This window comes from Aquabacterium sp. (assembly GCF_016234775.1).
Classification (GTDB): Bacteria; Pseudomonadota; Gammaproteobacteria; order Burkholderiales; family Burkholderiaceae_C; genus Aquabacterium.
This window is the reverse complement of record NZ_JACRAH010000021.1, coordinates 147,083-171,151: the sequence shown is the minus strand read 5'-3', so window position 1 is coordinate 171,151 and position 24,069 is coordinate 147,083. Positions and strand designations below refer to the sequence as shown.

Here is a 24,069-nt window from a genome sequence, read left to right as displayed (position 1 = left end):
AAACGATATGTCCGCACCCCAAACCGGCGTTGAGCCGGTTGTGTCACCACCGATGGCCATCCAGAATGGCTTGTCGCATGAGTTGCCGACCAGGCTGATATTCAGCCTGGCCGTGATTCTCATCGCCCTGTGGGGCGGGGTGACCTATTTGCCCTGGCATATCGACGGCACCGTGTTCTCGGTGTCCATCCATACCATCACGGAATTTGGCGCCATCGTGGCAGCCTTGCTGGTGTTTTCCGTGGCCTGGCACGCACGTAGTCCCGGGCAACCTGGGAACATCGTCATCATCGGGTGCGGTTTTCTGGCTGTGGGCCTGATCGATTTTGGTCATACGCTCTCTTTCAAGGGCATGCCGGACTTCGTGACGCCATCAAGCCCGGAAAAGGCCATCGAGTTCTGGTTGATGGCGCGCTATACCGCTGCCTGGACCATGCTGGTCGCAGCCATCCGACCGATTCAGCCTCTCCACTCGGGGTGGCCGCGCTATGCCTTGTTGGCCCTCGCTCTGGTGTGGACGGCTGCCATGTATGCCATTGAGTTGATGGCCCCGGGATTCTGGCCTCGCACCTTTGTGGAAGGCAAGGGGCTGACAGCTTTCAAGATCCTGGCTGAATATGGGGTGATGGCCCTGGCCGCGCTGGCCGCCTTTGTTTTCATGCGGCGCAAGAGCGCAGATCTGGCCTACAGCACCAATGACCTGTGCGCAGCGGCCATCATCACCGTTTTGTCCGAGGCCTGCCTGACGATGTATGGCAGTGTCAATGACGTCTTCATCCTGCTGGGCCACCTCTACAAGGTGGTGGCCTATTACTTCATCTACCGTGCGGTCTTCATCACCAGCGTGCGCGACCCTTATCGTCGGCTGAGCGAGGAGATCGAAGAGCGTCAGGAAGCCGAGCAACGCGCGGCCTTCCTGGCCTATCACGATGTGCTGACCAGCTTGCCCAATCGCGAGCTGGCTCGCGACCGGTTGCTCCAAGCCTTGGCAGATGCCAAACGCCATCAGAAGCAGGTGGCCATGGTCCTGCTGGATCTTGATCACTTCAAGAACATCAATGACACGCTGGGGCATGCCGTTGGCGATCAGTTGCTGCAAGCTGTGGCCGACATCCTGACGCGTACACTGCGCCAGACCGACACGGTGAGCAGGCCAGGCGGTGACGAGTTCCTCATGATCCTCAAGGATTTGCATGACGCGGATGCAGCGGCTCCTGTCGTGACCAAGTTGATCGAAGAACTCAGCAAGCCCATCGAGATCGAAGGTCAGGAGCTGTCAATCTCTGCGTCCATCGGCATCGCCATGGCGCCCAATGATGGCGAGGACTTCGAGATCCTGCTGCAGCGGGCTGATACCGCCATGTACCGCTCCAAGGAGGAGGGGCGCAACACCTATCGCTTCTTTGACGATCGCATGAATGCGGAGTCCGTCGAGAAGCTCTCCATGCGCAATGGCTTGCGTCGTGCACTGGAGCTCAAGCAGTTCGTGCTGCACTATCAACCGCAGGTTGATCTCGCGACGGGGCGCGTGTTCGGTGCGGAAGCCCTCATTCGCTGGCAGCACCCGGAGTGGGGCCTGGTGCCTCCTGGCAAGTTCATCCCGGTGGCTGAAGAGAGCGGTCTGATCGTACCTATTGGTGATTGGGTGATCGAGGAAGCTTGCCGGCAGGCCAAGGCCTGGGTGGACAGGGGCTATCCCCCGCTGACGGTGGCCGTGAACCTGTCTGCTTTGCAGTTCAAGCGTGGCGAAGTCGAGCAGGTCGTGTCGCAAGCCTTGGCGACATCAGGGCTGCCTGCACATCAGCTGGAACTGGAGTTGACTGAATCGGTGCTGATCAGCGATGTGGAAAGCGTGGAGCGCCGGCTCAAGGCACTCAAAGCCTTGGGCGTGAAACTGGCGATCGATGACTTTGGTACGGGCTATTCCAGCCTGTCATATCTGAAGCGCTTCTCGGTCGACAAGCTCAAGATCGACCAGAGTTTTGTGCGCGATCTGGAGCGTCATCCAGATGAAGTGGCCATCGTGCGCGCCATCATCCAGATGGCGGCAGGCCTGGGATTGAGCAGCATTGCAGAGGGTGTCGAGACCCTGGGCATGATGCAGAACCTTCGGTCGTTGGGGTGTGATGAAGGGCAAGGCTACTGGTTTGCCAAGCCCATGCCTGCTGCCGCGTTCGAGGACTGGCTGATCCAAACCCTCGATCACGGCACCTTGGCGCGGGTCACGGAAGCAGCGTGACCCGTATCGGTCTGACGAGCGGGCTCGATCAGGCCTTCTTGGCGTAGCCCGAGCACCAGCCCTTGGCGTTGACTTGCTTGCCGCCCAGCAGAGGGCAGCCGCCCCAGGCATCACTGGCCTTGCCTTGGTAGAACTGACAGTTGCCGCAAATGGCACCGGCCTTGAAGGTGGGATATTTCTTGGCGTCGACCTTGGTAGCGTCGTGCTTGTAGCCCAGGCCAACGGCTGCGGGGTCTTTTTCATCGGCCTTGGCTGCATCGGCAGCACGAGCAGTGCCCATCACCGTCAGTGCGGCGGCGGCAGGAACGACGGTCATCATGAATTGGCGACGGCTGGTCATGGGTGAGTTCTCCGGTTCAGTGGGGAAGGAAATGCTTGAATCCACTTTGACTCATTTTCGACCTCCTTTTGCGCTTTGTACGTTGTCACAATGACTCAAAGCTAGTTCAATTTGAGTTCAGTCAAGATTTGAGGTGCTGCATGTCCGAAGAACCGAGATCAAAGGCTGATGAGGCCGTTGTGCCCAGCTACCGCAGCAGCGCTGCGGCCCGCATGGTCAATATACCGGTGGCCACGCTGCGCGTCTGGGAGCGTCGGTATCAGGTTGTCGGGCCAACGCAAACGCCATCCGGGCAGCGCCTGTACTCCAGCCAGGATGTGCGCCGCCTCGTGCTGATCAAGCAACTGGTGAACCGAGGTCATGGCATCGGCATGCTGGCACGCATGGACACGGCGGCCCTGCAGGACCTGATGGACGAGGCAGATCAGACCGAAGGCGTCATGAACGGAGCGGTCGCTCCTGTGGATCGGGTGCGTTCGCCCGAAGTGAGCAGACGGATCGACCCTGTGCGCGTTTTGCTGGTTGGCAAGGACGCTGCACTGCATTGGCAGGATCAGCTCCATGCTTTTGAGGACGATGGCGTGCGGGTGGTCAAGGCCATCGACGGCAGCCCTTCATCCGAGTTGTCCTTGCGTGGCCTTGTGGCCGACCTGGTGTTGGCAGACTTGCCGGCTTTGCATATGGAAACAGTGGACTGGCTGGTGCGCTTGCAACGTCTGGTTGGCGCCCGGCAAATTCTGACGGTGTATGGCTTTGCCAGCAGCCAGGTCACAGGCGCCTTGCACGCTCGCGGGGCTATCCTTCACCGAGCTCCTGTGGCTGCACCCGAGTTGATGCAATCACTGATGGATGCAGTCAGAGGCTGGCGCAGTGTGGCGCGCGGCTTGAGGCATGTGCCCGAGCCTGCGCCCGTGCCTCGATTCGACGGCCCTACACTGGCCAGCCTCGTGCAATCCATGCCACGTGTGGCTTGTGAATGCCCTCAGCATCTCGCCCATCTGGTGACCTTGCTGGGGCAGTTCGAGTCCTACAGCGCCGATTGTGAAAGCCGCGAGCCAGCCGATGTGGCCTTGCACGCCTACCTCTATCGCGTTGCGGGCCACGCCCGCGCCTTGATGGAAGAAGCCCTGATCACAGTGGCGCAGGCGGAAGGCATCTCGGTGCCCGACAAGGATCAAGCCACAGCCTGAGTGCCTGCGGCTTCGTCATCGTCGGTTTCGTCGCCCAGGAAGCCGCCGCTTTGATGTGCCCAGAGGCGAGCGTACAGGCCACCTTGAGCCAGCAAAGTCGCGTGGTCGCCTTCTTCCACGATGCGGCCCTTGTCCAGCACGATGAGGCGGTCCATGGCGGCGATGGTGGACAGGCGGTGCGCAATGGCCACCACGGTCTTGCCTTCCATCAGCCTGTACAGGCTGGCCTGGATCGCGGCCTCTACTTCCGAGTCCAGCGCGCTGGTGGCTTCATCGAGCAAGAGGATGGGCGCGTCCTTGAGCATCACGCGGGCAATGGCGATACGCTGGCGCTGCCCGCCTGAGAGCTTCACGCCGCGTTCACCCACGTGGGCATCGTAGGCTGTGCGGCCCTTGGGGTCTGACAAGGTCTGGATGAACTCGTGGGCCTCGGCCTTGGTGGCCGCTTCGATCATGTCGGCATCGGTGGCGTCTGGGCGGCCGTACAGGATGTTGTCGCGTACGGAGCGGTGCAGCAGCGAGGTGTCTTGCGTGACCATGCCGATCTGCGCGCGCAGGCTGTCTTGCGTGACGCGGCTGATGTCCTGCCCGTCAATCAGTAACTGGCCCCCTTCCACGTCATAAAAGCGCAGCATCAGGTTGACGATGGTGGACTTGCCCGCACCGGAGCGGCCCACCAGGCCGATCTTTTCACCGGGTTGGATGTGCAGGTTCAGGCCGTCGATCACGGCGCGCTCGCCACCATAGGCAAAGCGCACGTTCTGGAAGCGGATGTCACCTTGCTGGACGACCAGTTGTTTGGCCTGAGGCTGGTCCAGCACCGTGTGCGGGCGCGACAAGGTGGTGATGCCATCCTGGATGGTGCCGATGTGCTCGAACAGCATGGCCACTTCCCACATCATCCAGTGCGAGATGCCATTGAGGCGCAGCGCCATGGCCGTGGCTGCCGCCACCGCGCCGATGCCCACTTGCCCATGGCTCCACAGCCACAAGGCCAGCCCGGTGGTGGACAGGATGAGCAGCATGCTCAGCGAATGGTTGATGACCTCAAAGCCGCTGACCAGCCGCATCTGGCCGTACACGGTCTTCATGAAGTCCTTCATGGCCGAGCGCGCGTAATGGGCTTCGCGGTTGGCGTGCGAGAACAGCTTGACCGTGGCGATGTTGGTGTAGGCATCGGTGATGCGGCCCGTCATGGTCGAGCGGGCATCGGCCTGCTCCTTGGCCTTGCGTGCCAGGCGAGGCACGAAGTAGCTTACCGAGATCACGTACAGCGTCAGCCAGCCCAGGAAGGGCATGATGAGCCACAGATCGAAGCGGCCCACCACCACGGTCATGGTGACGAAGTAGATGGCCACGAAGACCAGGATGTCGGCCACGATGAAACAGGTGTCGCGCACGGCAATCGCCGTCTGCATGACCTTGGTGGCCACGCGCCCGGCGAACTCGTCCTGGTAGAAGCCCATGCTCTGGTTGAGCATGAGGCGGTGGAAGTTCCAGCGCATCTTCATGGGGAAGTTGCCGGCCAGGGCCTGGTGCTTGATCACCGTCTGCAGCAGCACGGCCAGCGGGCTGGCCAGCAGGATGGCGGCCAGCAGGAGCAGCTTGTGGCGCGCCTGCGTCCACAACTCGGCAGGCGGGACCTGGCTGAGCCAGTCCACCACGCTGCCCAGCATGTTGAACAGCAGGGCCTCGAAGGCGCCGATGGCGGCCGTCAGCGTGGTCATGCCCAGGATGAAACGGCGCTGGCCATGCGTGCCCGCCCAGACGAAGGCGAAGAAGCCTTTAGGCGGCACCGCGGGCGGCGTTTCGGGATAGGGATTGATCAGTCGTTCAAACCAGCTCAGCACGGGCAAAGGCTCCACCAGGGCGCAAAACGCCCAAGCGTACCGTGTTTGTGACCCGCGCGGGTGGCGCCACTACTTTGTGGCGCAGGCTGGTTCGCGGACTGGGGCTGGGTGGCCGGCCAGCGCGGCTTGTTCGATGGCGGGCTTTCGGCCGGATTCGGCCACGAAGTGCAGCAACTGGCGCGCCTGTTCATTGCCGATGGTGGCCTCGGCCAGCAGGAAGCCCCCGACCTCGCCAATGCCCACCACCAGATCTGCGCCGGCTGACTCGATGTACATGCGCTGGCTGGGGTCCAGCAGTTCCGCGATGATGCGGGCATCGGGATTGGCCTTGCGGGCGACCATGCAGTTGATGGCCGTCAGCGCGTCGGCATTTTGCTTTTCTGCGTAGTTGGCCAGGACCACGATGGTGGCAGCCTCTGGCATGCACGCCCGGTCAATCGCTTCGCCTCGGATGGGGTAGCTCGATCGCGTGAACATCAGCAGAGGGTCGTCAATCGGCTTGTGGTCCAGGTCAGCCATGACCAGGATGGGGGCATGCTCGAACTGAGGCTCGCTGCGCAGGGTGCGGATGATCTGGGGCCCCTTGAGGTTCCAGCCGACGATGACCACGTGTTGGTTCAGCTTGTGCATTTTCAACCCCATGTCTTCCTTGACCTTGCGCTCGATGAGGACGGCGGCCGCCAGCGCGCAGAGCAAGGCGGTCAGCAGCTTGGAGAGAATCAGGGCGATGCCCACAACGACCCGTCCGGGTGTGGTGATGGGCTGCACAGCGGAATCACCCGAGGTCGTCATCGTGACCAGGAGGCCATAGAAGGCCTCGCCGAAAGTCTGTACGCGGGCGCTGTGGCCCGCTTCGAAGTAGTAGACAAGCGCGGCACCCACCAGCCACATCAGCATGAACATGCCGGTCAGCTCCGCGATGAAGCGGTAGCGGGCTACTGCCATCAGGCGCATGAACAGGGCCAGGAGGCTGGTCCGAGAGGTCACCATGGGCGGCCCTCCTTCGCAAGACTTCGTTGAAATCCAGTCTACGCCCGCACGATCATTTGTGGGTGCGGGCTAATGGGGATGCGAAGGCGCCTGGCGTGAAGTCTTCAATAGATTTCGGGGACGATCATGCTCTGAGGCACAGGCTGGCGGATGTAGTCTTCACGGCGCACGCGCGGTGGCAAGGCCACGGGCTCGTGTTCGATTTCGTGATACGGCATCTGCTGCAGCAGGTGGTGCATGCAGTTCAGGCGCGAGCGCTTCTTGTCCACAGCCTGGACGACCCACCAGGGCGCTTCGGGGATGTGCGTGCGCTCCAGCATGACCTCTTTGGCACCTGTGTAGTCTTCCCAGCGCCGGCGGCTTTCAAGGTCCATGGGACTGAGCTTCCACTGTTTGAGCGGATCCTGGATGCGGGCCATGAAGCGGGCTTCCTGTTCGTCGTCCGACACCGAGAACCAGTACTTGAACAGCTTGATGCCGCTGCGCACCAGCATCTTCTCGAATTCGGGCACCGAGCGGAAGAACTCTTCAAGTTCATCGTCCGAGCAGAAACCCATCACACGTTCTACGCCGGCCCGGTTGTACCAACTGCGGTCAAACAGCACGATCTCGCCAGCGCCGGGCAGGTGGGCCACATAACGCTGAAAGTACCACTGGGTCTTCTCGCGGTCATTGGGGGCGGGCAGGGCAGCCACGCGGCACACGCGCGGGTTCAGCCGTTGCGTGATGCGCTTGATGGCGCCACCCTTGCCGGCCGCATCGCGCCCTTCGAACAGCACGACCACCTTGGCGCCTGTGTGGACAACCCAGTCCTGCAGCTTGACCAGTTCACCTTGCAGGCGAAACAGCTCGCGAAAGTACATGCGGCGGGTTTCGCGCGCTTCGGCGCTGAGCCCCTGTAGTTCACCGCCCAGCAGGCGGTCGTCGATTTCCATCTCCAGCTCTTCGTCGTAGCTGTCGATCACGTCATCTTGCAGGCGACGCAGCAGATCCTGGTCAATGGGGGGCGTGGGGCTGGACATGGCGCAAATCCGGTTCATGAAAACACAAACCGAAGACGCTGCCAGCCTTTCGTGTCAATTTGATGATGAGGCCTACCGCATCGCTCGGGTATGCCTGGGCGGGGGCATCACGCGTTCGTCAGGATCTCATCGGGCGATGTGCGTTCCGCCCAGCTCTGATCGGCTGCCGCGCCGATGATGTGGCGGCCACTGCCCTGCGTGGCCCTGCAACGCTCGAATCCAGGCAAGGTCACCACATCTGGCGCATTGGGATCACAGCTGCGCTTGACCACCACGGCCTGGTGGCCGGTAGCGAGTTCCACCAGGCAGCCGGGTGGGTACAGCCCCAGCTCGCGGATGATGGTGGCACCGAAGTAGCCGGCGCTGCGCTGGCGGAAGATCTCGGCAGCCGCACGCGGTGTGGGCATGCCGGTGCGGCCAATGCGGGGGCTGATCTTGGCGCCAAACACATCGCAGGTGCGAATGGCGTCAGCCAGTTGATGCAGCTCGGTCAAGCCCTGTGGGTAGCCTTTGCCATCGGGTTGCTCATGGTGCTGGGCCACGGCAATCAGCCACTCTTCATCTCGCACACCCAATTCCTGCAGCATCTTCCAGCTGGTCAGCGGGTGTGTGTCGATGGCTTCCCGTTGCGCGGTGCTCAGGGGGGCGTGCTGCATGGCCAGGTCGATCTGCAGGTTGGTGATGGACAGGTTCATGGTCAGGCCCGCTTTCACGGCGCTGGCGGTGCGCTTGTCACCCCAGTCCTTGCGCTGCCCGACCAGGGCCAGCAGCATGGCCGTGTGCATGGCGTGCAGCACGCTGTAGCGGTGCATCTTGTCCGGGTTGGGGTAGACCATGTGGAAGATGCCGATGTCTGGCGCCTGACGAACCAGGGACATCACCGTGCCAGCGATCACCGTGATGTCGCCCAGAAAGTCGGGGCAACTTTTCGGCGTCAGCAAAAGGGGCATGAGGTCGTCAGCGAGGGCTTGCCATTGCTGCCATAGTGCGACGAGCTTGTTGCTGGCGGCGGGCGGCGCTGCCTCCAACGTGCCGGGTAGAGGGGCTTCATCAAGGACTGCGAAGGAGCTGGCCTGCATGGGGTCTCACCTGTGTCAATGCCCGAGGTGATGCTCGGTCTGTCAGCCACACCTTACGACAGCGGCTGCTTTGTGCACAGGGGGATATGACGCATAAAGCGTGAGCGCTTGTGAACGACCGCACGTGAATCCGGCAAATCTGGCAAATCGTGCAGTGCAGCAGGAGATTGATGCGGGGCAGTGGATTTCTGTACATCTGTGCACATAATCGCCACCTGTCGCATTTTTTCGGGAGCGCGAAGCTCCGCCTTGTCATGCTTCATCGGATCGTGTCTTTCACCAAGGGTGCGCTGGCCAGCTTTGTGCTGACCGTCAACATCGTGGTGGCCTTCTCTCTGGTCTTCCCCCTGGCGCTTGTCAAGCTGGTGCTGCCATTCCGCTTCGTGCGGCTGGTGATCGACTTCATCCTGGCCAACATTGCCGAGACATGGATCGCAGTTAACAGCATGTGGATGGCGGCAGTGGGGCGCACGCGCTGGCACCTGCAGGGCCTCGACAAGTTCACCTACAAGGGCTGGTATCTGGTCAGCAGCAATCACCAGAGCTGGGTGGACATCCTCGTGCTCCAGAAGATCTTCAACCGCAAGATCCCCTTGCTGAAGTTCTTCATCAAGCACGAGCTGATCTATGTGCCCCTGATGGGGCTGGCCTGGTGGGCACTGGATTTTCCCTTCATGAAACGCAAGGGCGGTGCCAGTGCGAAGAAGGACCTGGAAACGGCGCGCAAGGCTTGCGAGAAGTACAAGGTGATCCCCACGTCGGTGATCAGCTTCATGGAGGGCACGCGTTATACGCCTGCCAAGGCGCAGGAGCAGAAGACGCCCTACAAGCACCTGCTCAAGGCCAAGACCGGTGGCGTGGGCATGGCCCTGGAGACCATGGGCGAGTTGTTCAACTGCATGCTGGACGTGACCATCGTTTATCCGAAGGGTGTGCCCACCTTTGTGGACCTGCTCACCGGCAACATCGAGGACGTGATCGTGTCCGTGCGCCAGGTCGAGATCCCCAAGGATGTGCTGGTCAACGAGAACGGCGATCCGCCGTCTCGTGCTCACTTGCAGCGGTGGGTCAATGGCATCTGGGAAGCCAAGGACCAGGAGATCGATCAGCTCACCGCTGACTTCAAGGCTGGGAAGCTGAAGTAGTCGAAGACGACGCCGCTGCGGCCTTGAGCAGTGGTTGCCTCAGCCGGTCAAACTCGGCGGGGGCCACGTATTGCAGGAGTTCCTTGCCTTCGGTGTCCAGCGCCAGATCCAGGCCCTTGGCGGGATAGAGGAAGTGCTCCAGGTGCCCGTTGCTGCGCACGCGCTCGGCGGGTTGGCCGAAGCGGGCGATGATCGTGTCGGCATCCAGATTGGCCTGAGGGATGAAGCTCAAGGCCACAACGGGCGCCTTCATGGCAGCTTGCAGATCAGACGGCGTGAGCGTGTACTTGCGCGTTGTGCTCTCCATGAACTCGGTCTTGATCGCGCGTTCGCGCATGGCCCGGATGTCCGCACTGTCCAGATACGCGGTGATCACGATCTTGCCTGTGATGAAGCCGGCACTGGCTGGGTCCACGAAGGCTTCCAGCAGGCCGTCTTCACCTGGGGCCGCGATGATGGCGACCTGCGTGGCGTCACCCCAGAGCCTTTGAACGTCACCCAAGGTGCTGGCCGTGCCCGCCGGGCCCAACGTCAGACCCATGACCTTGTTGGCGCCATTGGGCAAGGTCTCGACCTGCCAGGGCAGGCCGCTTGGTCTGGCTGCGACCTGGCTGGCATCGCCGGGCGTGAAGATGTCATGCCCCATCACGATCACGGTACCCAGTGCGAAGGAGGCTGCCACCAGGCCACTGATGATCCATACTTTTTTCATGTCTTGTAGCTTTGATCGGTTCGGTCGAGTTTGCGGATGAGGGCTGGCCACACGAAGGCGCCGCCCATGCCGCCAGTCTGTACCTTCATGGCTTGCGCCACGCCCTGCAGGATCAGCGGGTTGACCTCGGTCAAATCCGCGCCGCCGGATTGTGCAGCCAACTGGATCTGGCAGGTGGATTCGAAGATGTACATGCCCAGGAAGGCGTCTGCGATCGTGGGGCCCACGGTCAGCAGGCCGTGGTTGCGCAGCATGAGGAAATTCTTGTCGCCGAGATCGGCTTGCAGGCGGGGTTTTTCTTCTTCACGGAAGGCCACGCCTTCGTACTCGTGATAAGCCAGTGAAGCCAGCACAAAGGTGCTTTGCTGCGAGATGGGCAGCACGCCGTTCTTCTGGGCCGACACGCCCACACCGGCACGCGTGTGCGTGTGCAGCACGCAGCCAGCGTCTTCACGCACGGCGTGCACGGCGCTGTGGATGGTGAAGCCGGCCGGGTTGACGAAGAAAGGCGAGTCGCTGAGCTTGTTGCAGTTCTGATCGACCTTGACCAGGCTGGAGGCCGTGATCTCGTCAAACATCAGGCCATAGGGGTTGATGAGGAAGGCATGCTCAGGGCCGGGGATGCGCGCCGAGATGTGCGTGAACACCAGATCGCTCCAGCCATACAGGGCCACCAGTCGGTAAGCCGCAGCCAGATCCACACGCAGTTGCCATTCTTCGGGGCTGACCTTGTCCTTCAGGGATGGGATGTCCATGCTTGTCTCCTCGTCGGGTTGTTGAAACTGAATCGATCGGGCCTTGCGCCGGGTATCACTTCGAGCGTCACGCGAAGGTGTGCTGATGGCTCTGGCGCAGCAGGTTCTTCTGCACCTTGCCCATCGCATTGCGCGGCAGGTCATTCACCATGAACACGCGCTTGGGCACCTTGAAGCCGGCGATCGTGTCCTTGAGCGTGCGGATGATGTCGGCCTCTTGAAGTGCATGGCCTGCCTGCGCCACGATCACAGCCACCACGCCTTCACCGAAGTCCGGGTGCGGTACGCCGATCACGGCAGATTCGATCACGCCGGGCAGTTTGTCAATGTGGCTTTCGATCTCGGCCGGGTAGACATTGAAGCCACCCGTGATGATGAGGTCCTTGGCGCGCCCGGAGAGGTGCACGTAGCCTTGCGCATCCATGTGGCCCACGTCGCCAGTGCGGAACCAGCCATCAGGCGTGAAGGACTCGGCGGTCTTGTCGGGCATGCCCAGGTAGCCGCGAAACACATTGGGGCCTTTGACCTCCACCTGGCCGATGCTGTCTGCAGCGAGTTCGTCCCCCTGCTCATCCACGATGCGCACGCTCACACCTGGCAAAGGCTGGCCCACGCTGCCCGGCAGGCGTGTGCCATCCACGGTGCGACAAGGGTTGGAGCACAGCATGCCCGTCTCGCTCATGCCGTAGCGCTCCAGGATGGTCTGGCCGGTGCGCAGGCCAAAGGCGTCGTGCGTGGCCATGAGCATGGGCGCCGAGCCGCTCACGAACAGGCGCATGTGCTGCGTGGCCTCCGGCGTGAGGCCGCTGTCTTGCAGCAGGCGCACATACATGGTGGGCACGCCCATGAACAAGGTGGCGCAAGGGCTGCGTGTGTCGCTCATCCCGCGCAGCACGCTGGTGGGGTCGAACTTGCCCAGCCAGCGCATGGGTGTGCCCGACAGCAAGGCGCAATGGCAGGCCACGAACAGGCCGTGGATGTGGAAGATGGGCAGGGCGTGGATCAGGCAGTCGTCGTGGCGCCAGTCCCAGTAGCGCACCAGGGTGCGGGCATTGCTCAGCAGGTTGCTGTGGCTGAGCATGGCGCCCTTGCTGCGGCCTGTGGTGCCCGAGGTGTACAGGATGGCAGCCAGGTCGTCGGCATGGCGCACAGCCGGCTCGTGCACGTCGTCCTGATGCGCGGCGTGCACCAGCAGACTGCCCGTGCGGTCGTCACCCAGGGTGAAGAGGTGCTCGACATGGCCATGCGCGGCCACGGGGATCACCCATTCCTGGTCAGCGGGGCGGCATACCAGCACCGCTGGTCTGGCATCACCCACGAAGTATTCCAGCTCGGTGGCGAGGTAGGCCGGGTTGAGTGGCAGGAAGACGCAACCGGCACGCAGCGTGGCCATATACAGCAGCAGCGCTTCAACGGATTTGTCCACATGGGCGGCCACCACGGGTGGGCGGCCCTCCACGCCCTGCAGATGCAGGCCGTCAAGCAGATTGGCCAGCATCGCCGTGGCGCGTTCCAGATCCTGCCAGGTGTAGGCCAGGCCGGTGTCGGTGAGGATGGCGGTGTCTTGCTGCGTGGCAGGCCAGGCAGCGCGCAGGGCGGTAAACAGGTTCATGGCTTGAGTGCGTGTCGTGGTGGATGCACTGGATGGCTCCACCCGATACGGTAACTCAAGCTGCGTCGTTTGCCGCGCGCAGCGGTGTGGCGGCGGTGGCTTCCATCTGCATCAGCTCTGCGTGGTAGAGCTGCACGCGGTTGCGGCCATGGCGTTTGGCGGCGTACAGGGCAGCGTCCGCATGGGCCAGCATGCCGTCTACATCGAGGTGGTTGGCGTTCCACTGCACTGCACCGATCGACACGGTGGCATAGATGGGGCGGCCTCCCACGTGGATGGGCGTTTCGTCCAGCGTGTGGCGAATCCGTTCCAGCGCAATGAGGGCTTCGTTCAAGGGCGTGTTGGTCAGCAGCACGGCGAATTCTTCGCCGCCCACGCGGGCCGGGGTGTCCGTGTCGCGAAGTGACGCACGCAGGATCTCGGAGAAGGCGTTGAGCACGGCATCACCTGCGGCATGGCCATGCGTGTCGTTGATGTGCTTGAAGTGATCCAGATCGAGCAGGGCCACGGTCATGGGGGTGCCATAGCGGCGGGTCTGCACCAGGCTGGTCTCGGCGATGTCGAAGAAGTGGCGGCGGTTGGCCAGGCCGGTCAAGGCATCGCGTGTCGCCAGGCGCAGCAGTTCCTGCTCGGCGTTGACGCGGGCCACTTCCTGATCCCGCGCATGGAAGAGGGTGCCCAGCGTGACAACGAGCGGCTCAAGCAATTGCACCATCTGCTCGTCGAAGCCGTCCGGGCGGTTGCCCAGCGCGATCATGCCCAGCACCTTGTTGTCAAAGCGGATGGGCATGCCCAGGAAGTTGCGCAGCTGCGGGTGGCCGTTGGGCGTGCCCTGGCTGGCATGGTGGGTGCCGGGCTCGTTGGTCAGCACGATGGTGTTGTGCGTCACCACATGGCCAAACAGGTTGTCGAGCTGGTGGAACTGCATGCCTTCGGCACGGCGCTCGTAATGGCCAGGGCGAGCCTTGCTGCTGCGCCAGTCCAGATCGGAGATGGTGGGCACGTTCAGGTAGGGCTGGCCACGCTCGTTGTGCTGCACGATGCCGATGAAGCCGAAGGCGCTGTCGCTGATGCGCAGCAAAGGTTCGAACAAGGCCTCGCAGGCATCCTGCACATTGCGGTTGAGCAGGAAGCTGGTTTGCGCCTGGTTGAGCAGATTGAGCAACTGGCGCTGGCGGTTGCGCAAGGATTCCTGTTGCTTGCTGTCGGTGATGTCGATCAGCGTGCCCACGATGCGGCGCGGTCGCCCGTTGCCCTCGCGCTCGACGGCGCGGCCATGGCTTTGCACCCAGACGTAGTGACCACGCTTGTGCCGGATGCGGTATTCCAGCGCGACCACATCCATGGCGGGGTTGCGGTAGTCCGACGTGGCGCGGTCGATGCTGACGCGGTCATGCGGGTGGACGAGATCCAGCCAGCTGTGGTTGTTGTGCTCGACCTCATCTTCGCGGTAGCCCATCATGCTGGCCGCGCGTGCGTTGATGAGCAACTCCTGCGTCTGGTTGTTGACGTCCCAGGTGCCGATGCGGGCCGATTCGAGCGCGAGGTAGAGCCGTTCCTTGGTGGCCTCGATGGAGGACTCCAGTTGCTTCTGGCGGGTCAGGTCGAACAGGTAACTGCGGATGCGTTCGAGCTCGCCCGCCTCGTTGTAATCGGCCTTGTTGACCTGATGCACCCAGCGTGTGCCGCGCGGAGAAGGGCGCAGCCGGTAGCTGATCTCGAGGTGTGGCAGGCAGCCTTGATGGTGGCTGCTGAGGCTGCTGCGCATCGCCTCCTGGTCTTCCGGGTGGACGATGTCGATGTAGGGCTGCTCGTTGCGCAACTCATCAGACAAGCGCTTGCCGATGATGTCAGGCAGGTTGTCGGACAGGTAGACAGGGTGAGGTGGCATCTGCTTGTCCCACACCACGGTGCCCACGGGGCCGGATGAAAACAAGGTATGGGCCTGTTGTGCTTCTAGCCTGGCCTGACGCAGGCGGATCTGGTCATGCACGATCTCGCTGAAGCGGATCAGTTGCTGCAGTTTGCGCTCATCGAAATCGGGGCGGGGGCGCTGGTCCATCACGCACAGGGTGCCGACCACCTGGTCTTCACCGAACACCAGCGGCACCCCGGCGTAAAAGCGCATGGGCGGCAGGCGGCGCACGACCAGGTCGTTGTCCGCAAAACGGTCGTCCAGGCGCAGATCATGGGCCATGATGGCCCGCTTGCCATGCACCACGTGGCTGCAAAAGCTCAGCTCACGCGGCCACTGGTTGCCATCTGTGCCGTGATGGGCGGCGAACCACAGGCGCTCTTCATCCACCAGCGAGACAAGGCAGATGGGCACGTCCAGCACGCTGGCGGCCAAGGCCGTGATCCGGTTGAGTTCCTGGTCGCCTTCCTGATCCAGCAGATTGAGATCTCGCAGTGCCGTCAGTCTGAGGTTTTCATCTGACGGAATCGGGGCAGCGGGCATTCACAAGGCTCCAGCAACTCGGCAATCAACACTCCCGTGTCGGCTGTTTTTCTCGATGGGCCGATCACTTGAAGCAGCGATGTTACGCACAAAGTTGTGCCTGTGGGTTGGGATATTTACGTGCGCCAAACCCTGATTTGACAGGGCGCGCCAGGTGGCTTTACATCACGAAACGTCAAGGCGCATGGTGGGGCTTGAACTTGCGGCGACCGACCTGATCTGAAGGTGTCAACACCTGGAGGGTGCATATGCGCATGACTCGATACTGGATGACAGGTTGCATGGCGCTGATCCTGCTCGTGGCCGGGCGCTGGCCTCAGCGCGATGAACCGGAAAAAGACAGGCAGGGGTACGGATCCCGTATCACGATGACCAGCAAGTACGGTGCAGACGAAACCGCTCGCCAGATCGAGCGTTCGGTTCGCCGCAGCGGCTTGCCTGTGTTGCTCAAGGCGGCGGTGACGCCACCCGGTGGCGCGCCCGATCAGGGCGAAGCACGCGTGCTGGTTTTGGGCGACGAGGGCGGCCAGACACCCATGCGTCAGGCTGATGGCCAGGCCTTGCCCGAGTTGCCGTGGACGGTGCTGATACGCGCCTTGCCTGATGGCCGGACGGAGGTGTCGTTGACGGATCCCTCCGGCGTGGCGCCGCCGGAAGGCGTGTCAGACCAGACCTTGCGCATGGTGACGGCCCTGCCTGAGCTGGTCAGGGCGGCCATCACCTGATGCGTGCGTGGTCTGATGGGCAGGTTCAGACGTTGATGGCCTGAGCCGAGCCGGCCCGCTTGCGCAACTCGAACTTCTGGATCTTGCCCGTGGAGGTCTTGGGTACCTCGCCAAACACCACGGCGCGTGGCACCTTGAAGCCCGCCAGATGCTGCTTGCAGTGGGCAATGATGTCTTCCACGGTGACCTGTGCGCCGGCCTTCAGTTCGATGAAGGCGCAAGGCGTTTCGCCCCACTTCTCGTCGGGCTTGGCCACCACGGCTGCGGCCATCACGGCAGGGTGGCGGTAGAGCACGTCTTCCACTTCGATGGACGAGATGTTCTCGCCACCCGAGATGATGATGTCCTTGCTGCGGTCCTTGATCTTGACGTAGCCGTCGGGGTACATCACGGCCAGGTCACCGGTATGGAACCAGCCGCCCTTGAAGGCCTCCTGCGTGGCCTTGGGGTTCTTCAGGTAGCCCTTCATCGTGATGTTGCCGCGGAACATGATCTCGCCCATGGTCTCGCCATCGGCGGGCACGGGCTGCATGGTCATCGGGTCCATCACGGTCACGCTGCGCTGCAGGTGGTAGTTCACGCCCTGACGTGCGTTCAGGCGTGCGCGCTCGCCCACATCCATCTGGTCCCACTCTTCGTGCTTGACGCACACGGCAGCCGGCCCGTAGATCTCGGTCAGGCCATACACGTGGGTCAGATCAAAGCCCAGTTGCTCCATGCCTTCGATCATCGCGGCAGGGGGCGCGGCGCCCGCCACCATGGCCTTGACCTGGTGCGTGATGCCTTGCTTGAGGTCTGCAGGCGCGGCCACCAATGCGGCATGCACGATGGGCGCACCGCAGTAATGGCTCACCTTGTGGGTGCGGATGGCATCGAAGATGGCCTTGGGATCGACGCGGCGCAGGCACACGTTGACGGCAGCGCGTGCGGCCACCGTCCAGGGGAAGCACCAGCCATTGCAGTGGAACATGGGCAGCGTCCACAGGTAGGTGGCGTGCTTGGGCATGTCCCATTCGAGGATGTTGGAAACGGCGTTCATGGCCGCGCCGCGGTGGTGGTAGACCACGCCCTTGGGGTTGCCGGTGGTGCCGGATGTGTAGTTCAGGCTGATGGCCTGCCACTCGTCGGCGGGCATCTGCCAGTCGAAATTTGCATCGCCGCTGGCGACCAGTTCGTTGTAGCTGAGGCTGCCGATGCGTTCGGTCTTGCCGGTGTAGAGCGCGTCTTCGGTGTCGATCACCAGGATGTCGCGCTGCGTCTGGCGCAAGGCCAGGGCCTTGGCGATCACGGCGCTGAACTCCGGGTCCACGATGATGGCCCGGGCTTCGCCATGGTCCAGCATGAAGGCCAGGGCTTCAGGGTCGAGTCGGGTGTTCAGGGTGTTGAGCACCGCGCCTGCCATGGGGATGCCGAAGTGGGCTTCGACCATGGGTGGGGTGTTGGGCAGCATCACGGCGACGGTGTCGCCCAGGCCGATGCCACGTTGGGTGAGGGCGCTGGCCAGTTGTCGGCAGCGGCTGTAGGTCTCGCCCCAGGTCTGGCGCAGTTCACCGTGGATGATGGCCAGCTTGTTGGGGTAGACAGTGGCCGTCCGCTCGATGAAGGACAGGGGCGTGAAGGCGGTGAAGTTGGCTTCGGTTCGTGGCAGGTCTTGCTCGAAGATGTCGGTCATGCTGGTCTCCTTGTGGGAGCCGACATCCTGCCGCAGAAAACCCGCGCTTCAAACAGGGATAGTCATGGATTTGCGCAGTTTGCGCGATTTACGTGTTCGCCTGGTCGGTAGATTCGGACGGCGCTTCAGGTACCACCTTGATGCGGGCGCCTTGCACGCTCACCACCTGGCCGGCACGGATCTTGGCGGTTTTGCGCAGTTCATCCTGTCCATCGACCTGCACGCGGCCCTCGGCTACCATGGTCTTGGCGCGCCCGCCGCTGTCGGCCAGGCTGCAGGCCTTGAGCAGTTTGTCCAGGGTGATGAATTCGCCGCGAAGCTCGAAGGTGATTTGTTGAAGTGGCGCCATGAGACAGGAATCAGGGTTGTTGCGTAAGCCGCGGGAGTGTGAACGCTTGCACAGTCAGTGCACAATCGCGGGATTGTGGGCCGCTGTGTATTCAGATACCGTGCAGCCCGTGCCTGAAAGCCCGATGGGCCTCAGCGTTCAAGGTCTCTATTGTCCCCTCTCGGGGCTGCACCACTGACACATGAAGAAAACTGATCTGGTAAAACACCTCGGCAAGAAGATCACAGGCCAGATGCAGAAAGCTGCGATTCCAGGCCGTTTCGCGCAAGGGTCCACCGCCTTGCCAGATCGCCGTGAGCAGCGCAAGATGGATCAGGCTGCGGGATTGCTGCCCTTTGCCGTGAAGCTGCACATTGATCTGGCGCGCCAGTTGCGTGAGATGGCCGAGCGCGAAGGCGTGAACCTCAATGCCCTGGTTGACCGTTTGATTCGTGCTGGTCTGGGTGGTGCGGCTGCGATCCCTGCTGCGCAGCCTAAGGTCGAGAGCAAAGCGGTACCGGCCAAGAAGGTGGTGGTGAAAGCCGAGAAGGCACCCGCTCAACAGTCGGCTGCCGTGAAGAAGGCACCGGTCAAGACGGCTGCCGTTAAGAAGGCCGTCGCCGTGAAGGCTGTGGAAGACAAGAAGAAGGCGCCGGCCAAGAAGACGGTGGCCACCAAAGCCCCAGCGAAGAAAGCGGCCGCCAAGAAAGCCACCGCTCAAACAGTCGCCAAAAAGGCTGTCAAAACCAAGGCCTGAGTGCCGGCTGACCTGATCGATGGAGACAAGCATGAACCGACCCAATATGCACATCGTTGACCCAAACACCGGCGAATCCAACCCTGCTGACATTCAGCGGGTGTTCGAGTCGCAACTCGCCACGGCAACCGCCTGGCGTGAATCGACCGTCGCCGAGCGCATCGCCCGCTTGAAGAAGCTGCGCCATGCCATGATGGCCCGACGTGAAGCGTTCTACAACGCCTTCCAGCTGGACTACCGCAAGCCGGCGTCCGAAGTGGAGGCCACCGAGTTCATGCCCGTTCTGGATGAGATCCGCCACGCGATCTCCCATCTCAAGAAGTGGTCCACGCCCAAGCGCGTGTGGCCCACGATGGCCACCATGTTCACGCAGAGCTGGATCGAGTACCAGCCACGTGGGCGTTGCCTGATCGTCGCGCCGTGGAACTTCCCGCTCAACCTGTGCTTCGGCCCGCTGGTGTCGGCCCTGGCTGCCGGCAACACGGCCATCCTCAAGCCCTCGGAGATGACGCCCGCCGTCAGCGCCGTGATGGCCGAGGTGATCGCCGAGATCTTCCCGAGCAATGAAGTGGCGCTGTTCGAAGGCGCCTTGCAGACCTCGCAAGCCTTGCTGGAGCTGCCCTTCGACCACATCTTCTTCACCGGCTCGCCTGCCGTGGGCAAGGTCGTGATGGCAGCGGCCGCCAAGCACCTGACCAGCGTCACGCTGGAGCTGGGTGGCAAGTCGCCCGTGATCGTCGATGAGTCCGCTGACCTGAAGCTGTCGGCCCAGACCCTGCTGTGGGGCAAGTTCACCAACTGCGGCCAGATCTGCGTGGCACCGGACCACCTGTATGTGCACGAGTCGGTCAAGGACCGTTTCGTGGCGGCCTGCCGTGAAGTGATCGCCGAGCGCTTTGGCGCCACGCCCGAAGCCCAGCGCAAGAGCCCGGACTTCACCCGCGTGATCAACCAGCGCCACACCCAGCGCATTGCCGGCCTGCTGCAGGACGCCAAGGACAAGGGTGCCAAGGTGCTGATCGGTGGCGATGTAGACATCCCCGGCTGCTACATCTCGCCCACGCTGATCGAGCAGGCCCCCGCCAACGCCAGCATCATGTCTGAAGAAATCTTCGGCCCGGTGCTGCCCGTGATCACCTACCGCGACATCAGCGAGGTGGTGCGCCAGATCAACGCGGCGCCCAAGCCCCTGGCCCTGTACATCTTCAGCAAGAACAAGGCGCGCATGCGCCAGATCCTGGCCCAGACCAGCTCCGGTGGCGTGGCCATCAACCACGTGGTGCTGCACTACGCCCACGGCAACCTGCCGTTCGGTGGCGTGAACAACTCCGGCATCGGCAGCGCCCACGGCGAGTTCGGCTTCAAGGCTTTCTCGCATGAGCGTGCCGTGCTGAAGTCCGGCCCGGTGCTGATGGCCAAGATGTTCTTCCCGCCCTACACGGGCCTGAAGCAGAAGATGATCCGCTGGACAGTGGATTCCCTGCGTCTGCCATCGCTGTTCTGACCGATAATCCCGACGCCTGATCATCTCAGCCCGCCTACATGGCGGGCTTTTTGCATGTCGCGAAGCTCGTGGATACCTTCATTCAACAACTGATCAACGGCCTGGTGCTGGGCAGCATGTATGCGCTCGTGGCACTGGGCTACACCATGGTCTACGGGATCATCAACCTGATCAACTTCGCCCACGGCGAGGTGCTCATGGTCGGGGCCCTGGTGAGCTGGACGGTCGTCACCCATCTGGCCGACAGCGGCCTGCCTGGCTGGGCCGTGCTGGCGATCTCGCTGGTGGTGGCGATGCTGGCCTGCATGGCCCTGAACTACCTGATCGAGAAGCTGGCTTACCGGCCCTTGCGCAACGCACCGCGCCTGGCGCCGCTGATCACCGCCATGGGCATGTCACTGCTGTTGCAGACCCTGGCCATGATCATCTGGAAGCCTGACTACAAGCCGTACCCGATCCTGCTGCCTGATGAGCCCTACGAGATCCTGGGCGCTTCGATCAACATGGTGCAGATCCTCATTCTGGGTGTGACCGCGGTGACGCTGGCTGGCTTGATGTTCCTGATCAACGGCACGAAGCTGGGCCGGGCCATGCGCGCCACGGCCGAGAACCCGCGTGTGGCGCAACTGATGGGGGTGCAGCCCGACAAAGTCATCTCGGCGACATTCATCATTGGTGCCGCCCTGGCGGCCCTGGCCGGTGTGATGTGGGCGGCCAACTATGGCTCGGTGCAGCACACCATGGGCTTTCTGCCCGGTCTGAAGGCCTTCACGGCCGCCGTGTTTGGCGGCATCGGCAACCTGGGCGGCGCCATGGTGGGCGGCGTGCTGCTGGGCGTGATCGAAGCCATGGGTGCGGGTTATATCGGCGACCTGACCGGTGGCGTGCTGGGCAGCAACTACCAGGATATCTTCGCCTTCACCGTGCTCATCCTCGTGCTGACCTTGCGGCCTCAAGGCCTGCTGGGTGAACGCGTGGCCGATCGAGCCTGATGAGGTGAGCAAGATGAAGAACCGTCTGCAAACCTTTCTGATCAGCGCCGTGGCCCTGGCCGTGTTGCCGCTGCTGCTGCAAGGCTTCGGCGAAGCCTGGGTGCGCATTGTTGACACGGCCTTGCTCTACATCCTGCTGGCGCTGGGGCTCAACATCGTGGTGGGCTTTGCCGGCCTGCTGGACCTGGGTTACATCGCCTTCTATGCGGTGGGCGCCTACATGTTCGCCTTGCTGGCCTCGCCGCACCTGACCGAGAACATCCCGGCCATTGCGGCGATGTTCCCTGATGGCCTGCACACACCGATCTGGCTGGCGATACCGATTGCGGCAGGCGTGTCAGGCCTGGCCGGCGTGCTGCTGGGCGCGCCCACGCTGAAGCTGCGCGGTGACTACCTCGCCATCGTCACGCTGGGCTTTGGCGAAATCATCCGCGTGTTCATGAATAACCTGGATGCACCCCTCAACATCACCAACGGCCCCAAAGGCATCAACAGCATCGACCCCATCAGCGTGGGTGGCGTGAGCCTGGGCGAGCCCTGGCATGTGGCGGGCCTGACGCTGCCGCCCGTCACCCTGCACTACTACCTGTTCCTGGCGGTGGTGGTGGTGGCCGTGATCGTGTGCCTGCGTTTGCATGATTCGCGATTGGGTCGCGCCTGGATGGCCATCCGTGAAGACGAGATCGCCGCCAAAGCCATGGGCCTGAACACACGCAACCTCAAGCTGCTGGCCTTTGGCCTGGGTGCCACTTTTGGTGGCGTATCCGGCGTGCTGTTTGCCAGCTTCCAGGGCTTTGTGTCCCCCGAATCCTTCAGTCTGCAGGAGTCCGTGCTGGTCGTGGCCATGGTGGTGCTGGGTGGCCTGGGGCACATCCCCGGCGTCATCCTGGGTGCTTTCTTGCTGGCGGCCTTGCCCGAGGTGCTGCGCCATGTGGCGGGGCCCTTGCAAGCCATGACGGGCGGGCGGCTCGATGCGGCCATCCTGCGGCAGTTGCTGGTGGCCCTGGCCATGATCGGCATCATGCTGATGCGCCCGCGTGGTCTGTGGCCTTCGCCGCGCCATGAAGACCGCCTCATCCCTGATGAAGATGCACAAGGAGGCCGTGCATGAGTGCCGCTACCTTGTTGACCGTGGCGGGCGTGTCCAAGCGCTTTGGCGGTGTGCAGGCCTTGAGCGATGTGGGCCTGAGCATCACTGCGGGCCATGTGCATGGCCTGATCGGCCCCAATGGCGCGGGCAAGACGACATTCTTCAACGTGATCACAGGCCTGGTGCCTTCGGATCAAGGCCGCTTCGAGCTGGCCGGCAAGGCCTACAAGCCCACGGCCGTGCACAAGGTGGCACAGGCCGGCATTGCCCGCACCTTCCAGAACATACGCCTGTTTGCCGACATGAGCGCGCTCGACAACGTGCGTGTGGGCCGTCATGTGCGGACCAAGGTGGGCTGGTGGCAGGCGCTGTTGCGCACCAAGGCCTTCACGCATGAAGAAGGTTTGATCACCCGTGACGCGATGGCGCTGCTCGAATTCGTGGGCCTGGCTGGCAAAGCGAACCAGACGGCACGCACGCTCAGCTATGGCGATCAACGCCGCCTGGAGATCGCGCGCGCGCTGGCCACCGAGCCCAAGTTGCTGGCCCTGGATGAACCTGCTGCCGGCATGAACGCCACCGAGAAGCTGCAATTGCGTGAGCTGATCGAGCGCATTCGCCTGCAAGGCCGTTCTGTGTTGCTGATCGAGCACGATGTGAAGCTGGTCATGGGCTTGTGTGATCACGTCACCGTGCTGGACCAGGGCAAGCTGATTGCATCCGGCTTGCCGGACCAGGTGCAGCGTGACCCGGCCGTGATCGCCGCCTACCTGGGCAGCGGCCACCAACCCACAGCCTGAGCCGAGCACCATGACGTCTCACACGACATTGCCCAACATGACTGATTCGTCGCATGCTGATGTGCGGTCTACGCAGGCGCCCCTGCTGGCCATCCGCCAACTGAGTGTGGCTTACGGTGGCATCAAGGCCGTCAAGAGCCTGAACCTCGAACTGCACGAGGGTGAACTTGTCAGCCTCATCGGTGCCAATGGCGCCGGCAAGACGACCACGCTCAAGGCCATCTGCGGCCTGCTCGCACCGCAAGCTGGCGAGGTGCTGTACCAGGGCCGCAGCATCAAGGGGCAGGGCGCCTGGGATCTGGTCTCGCAAGGCCTGGTCATGGTGCCGGAAGGACGTGGCATCTTCACGCGCATGAGCATCGACGAGAACCTGCGCATGGGTGCTTATCTGCGCAAGGACAAGGCGCAGATCGAAGCAGACATTGAATCGGTCTACCAACGATTCCCGCGCTTGAAAGAGCGCCACAAGCAACTGGCCGGCACCTTGTCGGGCGGCGAGCAGCAGATGCTGGCCATGGGCCGGGCCCTGCTGGCGCGACCCAAGCTGCTGCTGCTGGATGAGCCTTCGATGGGCCTGTCACCCATCATGGTCGACAAGATTTTCGAGGTGGTGCAGGACGTGGCCAGGCAGGGCGTCACGGTGCTGCTGGTCGAGCAGAACGCGCACCGTGCACTGGAGATGGCCGATCGCGCTTATGTGCTCGATTCGGGGGAGGTGGCGCTGTCAGGCGCGGCCCGCGACCTGCTGGGTAATCCGCAGGTGCAGGCGGCTTATCTGGGGGCTTGAGGCCGCCGTTCCAACATGGGAA

21 protein-coding genes are annotated in these 24,069 nt (G+C 62.7%); 10 read left to right on the top strand and 11 right to left on the bottom strand.

The window, feature by feature from the left end:
- The first annotated feature begins 7 nt into the window (after positions 1 to 7).
- Positions 8 to 2,239 (top strand): EAL domain-containing protein, encoded by a 2,232-nt coding sequence (locus tag HY836_RS06900; protein ID WP_290674865.1) that lies wholly within the window; start codon positions 8 to 10, stop codon positions 2,237 to 2,239.
- Between the two features lie 28 nt (positions 2,240 to 2,267).
- Here the strand turns inward: HY836_RS06900 and HY836_RS06895 are convergent, their stop codons facing one another.
- Positions 2,268 to 2,579, bottom strand: coding sequence for a high-potential iron-sulfur protein (locus HY836_RS06895; RefSeq protein WP_290674863.1), 312 nt, complete (start codon positions 2,577 to 2,579; stop codon positions 2,268 to 2,270).
- A 140-nt stretch (positions 2,580 to 2,719) separates the two neighbouring features.
- Here HY836_RS06895 and HY836_RS06890 point away from each other — a divergent pair, with 140 nt between their 5' ends.
- Positions 2,720 to 3,769 carry a MerR family transcriptional regulator gene (locus HY836_RS06890; protein WP_290674861.1) on the top strand — a complete coding sequence of 350 codons (1,050 nt, stop codon included), beginning with the start codon at positions 2,720 to 2,722 and terminating at the stop codon, positions 3,767 to 3,769.
- Here HY836_RS06890 and HY836_RS06885 read toward each other — a convergent pair.
- The 4 genes from HY836_RS06885 to HY836_RS06870 all read right to left on the bottom strand — a co-directional run bounded on the left by HY836_RS06885 (position 3,754) and on the right by HY836_RS06870 (position 8,710).
- A complete protein-coding gene (locus HY836_RS06885) occupies positions 3,754 to 5,619 on the bottom strand; it encodes an ABC transporter ATP-binding protein (RefSeq protein ID WP_290674859.1) in 1,866 nt (621 codons plus the stop codon). The genes HY836_RS06890 and HY836_RS06885 overlap by 16 nt on opposite strands.
- Positions 5,620 to 5,688: 69 nt before the next feature.
- On the bottom strand, positions 5,689 to 6,609 hold the full coding sequence (locus HY836_RS06880; protein WP_290674857.1) for a potassium channel family protein: 921 nt from the start codon (positions 6,607 to 6,609) through the stop codon (positions 5,689 to 5,691).
- Between the two features lie 104 nt (positions 6,610 to 6,713).
- Complete coding sequence (gene ppk2, locus HY836_RS06875; RefSeq protein WP_290674855.1) at positions 6,714 to 7,631, bottom strand: polyphosphate kinase 2; 918 nt, start codon at positions 7,629 to 7,631, stop codon at positions 6,714 to 6,716.
- A 107-nt stretch (positions 7,632 to 7,738) separates the two neighbouring features.
- Positions 7,739 to 8,710, bottom strand: a complete 972-nt coding sequence (locus HY836_RS06870; protein WP_290674853.1) for an HD domain-containing phosphohydrolase — start codon at positions 8,708 to 8,710, stop codon at positions 7,739 to 7,741.
- Between the two features lie 254 nt (positions 8,711 to 8,964).
- On the opposite strand from HY836_RS06870, the gene HY836_RS06865 reads away from it, so the two are divergent.
- On the top strand, positions 8,965 to 9,855 hold the full coding sequence (locus HY836_RS06865) for an acyltransferase (RefSeq protein WP_290674851.1): 891 nt from the start codon (positions 8,965 to 8,967) through the stop codon (positions 9,853 to 9,855).
- On the opposite strand, the gene HY836_RS06860 is transcribed toward HY836_RS06865, so the two are convergent.
- From HY836_RS06860 to HY836_RS06845, 4 genes are all read right to left on the bottom strand, one after another.
- Positions 9,833 to 10,567, bottom strand: coding sequence for a hypothetical protein (locus tag HY836_RS06860; protein ID WP_290674849.1), 735 nt, complete (start codon positions 10,565 to 10,567; stop codon positions 9,833 to 9,835). The genes HY836_RS06865 and HY836_RS06860 overlap by 23 nt on opposite strands.
- Positions 10,564 to 11,322, bottom strand: coding sequence for a class II aldolase/adducin family protein (locus tag HY836_RS06855; protein ID WP_290674847.1), 759 nt, complete (start codon positions 11,320 to 11,322; stop codon positions 10,564 to 10,566). The genes HY836_RS06860 and HY836_RS06855 overlap by 4 nt, the downstream gene beginning before the upstream one ends.
- 67 nt (positions 11,323 to 11,389) lie before the next feature.
- Positions 11,390 to 12,934 carry a malonyl-CoA synthase gene (locus HY836_RS06850; RefSeq protein WP_290674845.1) on the bottom strand — a complete coding sequence of 515 codons (1,545 nt, stop codon included), beginning with the start codon at positions 12,932 to 12,934 and terminating at the stop codon, positions 11,390 to 11,392.
- Positions 12,935 to 12,989: 55 nt separating this feature from the next.
- Positions 12,990 to 15,392 (bottom strand): diguanylate cyclase, encoded by a 2,403-nt coding sequence (locus HY836_RS06845; protein WP_290674843.1) that lies wholly within the window; start codon positions 15,390 to 15,392, stop codon positions 12,990 to 12,992.
- A gap of 248 nt (positions 15,393 to 15,640) precedes the next feature.
- Between HY836_RS06845 and HY836_RS06840 the strand changes: the two genes are divergently transcribed.
- Entirely contained in the window at positions 15,641 to 16,117 is a 477-nt protein-coding gene (locus HY836_RS06840; protein ID WP_290674841.1) for a hypothetical protein, read from the top strand.
- A gap of 25 nt (positions 16,118 to 16,142) precedes the next feature.
- On the opposite strand, the gene HY836_RS06835 is transcribed toward HY836_RS06840, so the two are convergent.
- On the bottom strand, positions 16,143 to 17,789 hold the full coding sequence (locus HY836_RS06835) for an acyl-CoA synthetase (RefSeq protein WP_290674839.1): 1,647 nt from the start codon (positions 17,787 to 17,789) through the stop codon (positions 16,143 to 16,145).
- A gap of 88 nt (positions 17,790 to 17,877) precedes the next feature.
- Entirely contained in the window at positions 17,878 to 18,138 is a 261-nt protein-coding gene (locus HY836_RS06830; RefSeq protein WP_290674837.1) for an RNA-binding S4 domain-containing protein, read from the bottom strand.
- A 181-nt stretch (positions 18,139 to 18,319) separates the two neighbouring features.
- Between HY836_RS06830 and HY836_RS06825 the strand changes: the two genes are divergently transcribed.
- From HY836_RS06825 to HY836_RS06800, 6 genes are all read left to right on the top strand, one after another.
- Positions 18,320 to 18,874 (top strand): hypothetical protein, encoded by a 555-nt coding sequence (locus HY836_RS06825; protein WP_290674835.1) that lies wholly within the window; start codon positions 18,320 to 18,322, stop codon positions 18,872 to 18,874.
- A 31-nt stretch (positions 18,875 to 18,905) separates the two neighbouring features.
- The gene (locus HY836_RS06820; RefSeq protein WP_290674833.1) at positions 18,906 to 20,378 is read left to right on the top strand and encodes an aldehyde dehydrogenase family protein; all 1,473 of its coding nucleotides are present in this window, start codon (positions 18,906 to 18,908) and stop codon (positions 20,376 to 20,378) included.
- Between the two features lie 68 nt (positions 20,379 to 20,446).
- Entirely contained in the window at positions 20,447 to 21,370 is a 924-nt protein-coding gene (locus HY836_RS06815; RefSeq protein WP_290674831.1) for a branched-chain amino acid ABC transporter permease, read from the top strand.
- Between the two features lie 13 nt (positions 21,371 to 21,383).
- Entirely contained in the window at positions 21,384 to 22,481 is a 1,098-nt protein-coding gene (locus HY836_RS06810; protein ID WP_290674830.1) for an ABC transporter ATP-binding protein, read from the top strand.
- Complete coding sequence (locus tag HY836_RS06805) at positions 22,478 to 23,260, top strand: ABC transporter ATP-binding protein (protein ID WP_290674829.1); 783 nt, start codon at positions 22,478 to 22,480, stop codon at positions 23,258 to 23,260. The genes HY836_RS06810 and HY836_RS06805 overlap by 4 nt, the downstream gene beginning before the upstream one ends.
- A gap of 37 nt (positions 23,261 to 23,297) precedes the next feature.
- Positions 23,298 to 24,047 (top strand): ABC transporter ATP-binding protein, encoded by a 750-nt coding sequence (locus HY836_RS06800; protein ID WP_290674827.1) that lies wholly within the window; start codon positions 23,298 to 23,300, stop codon positions 24,045 to 24,047.
- Positions 24,048 to 24,069 lie beyond the last annotated feature (22 nt).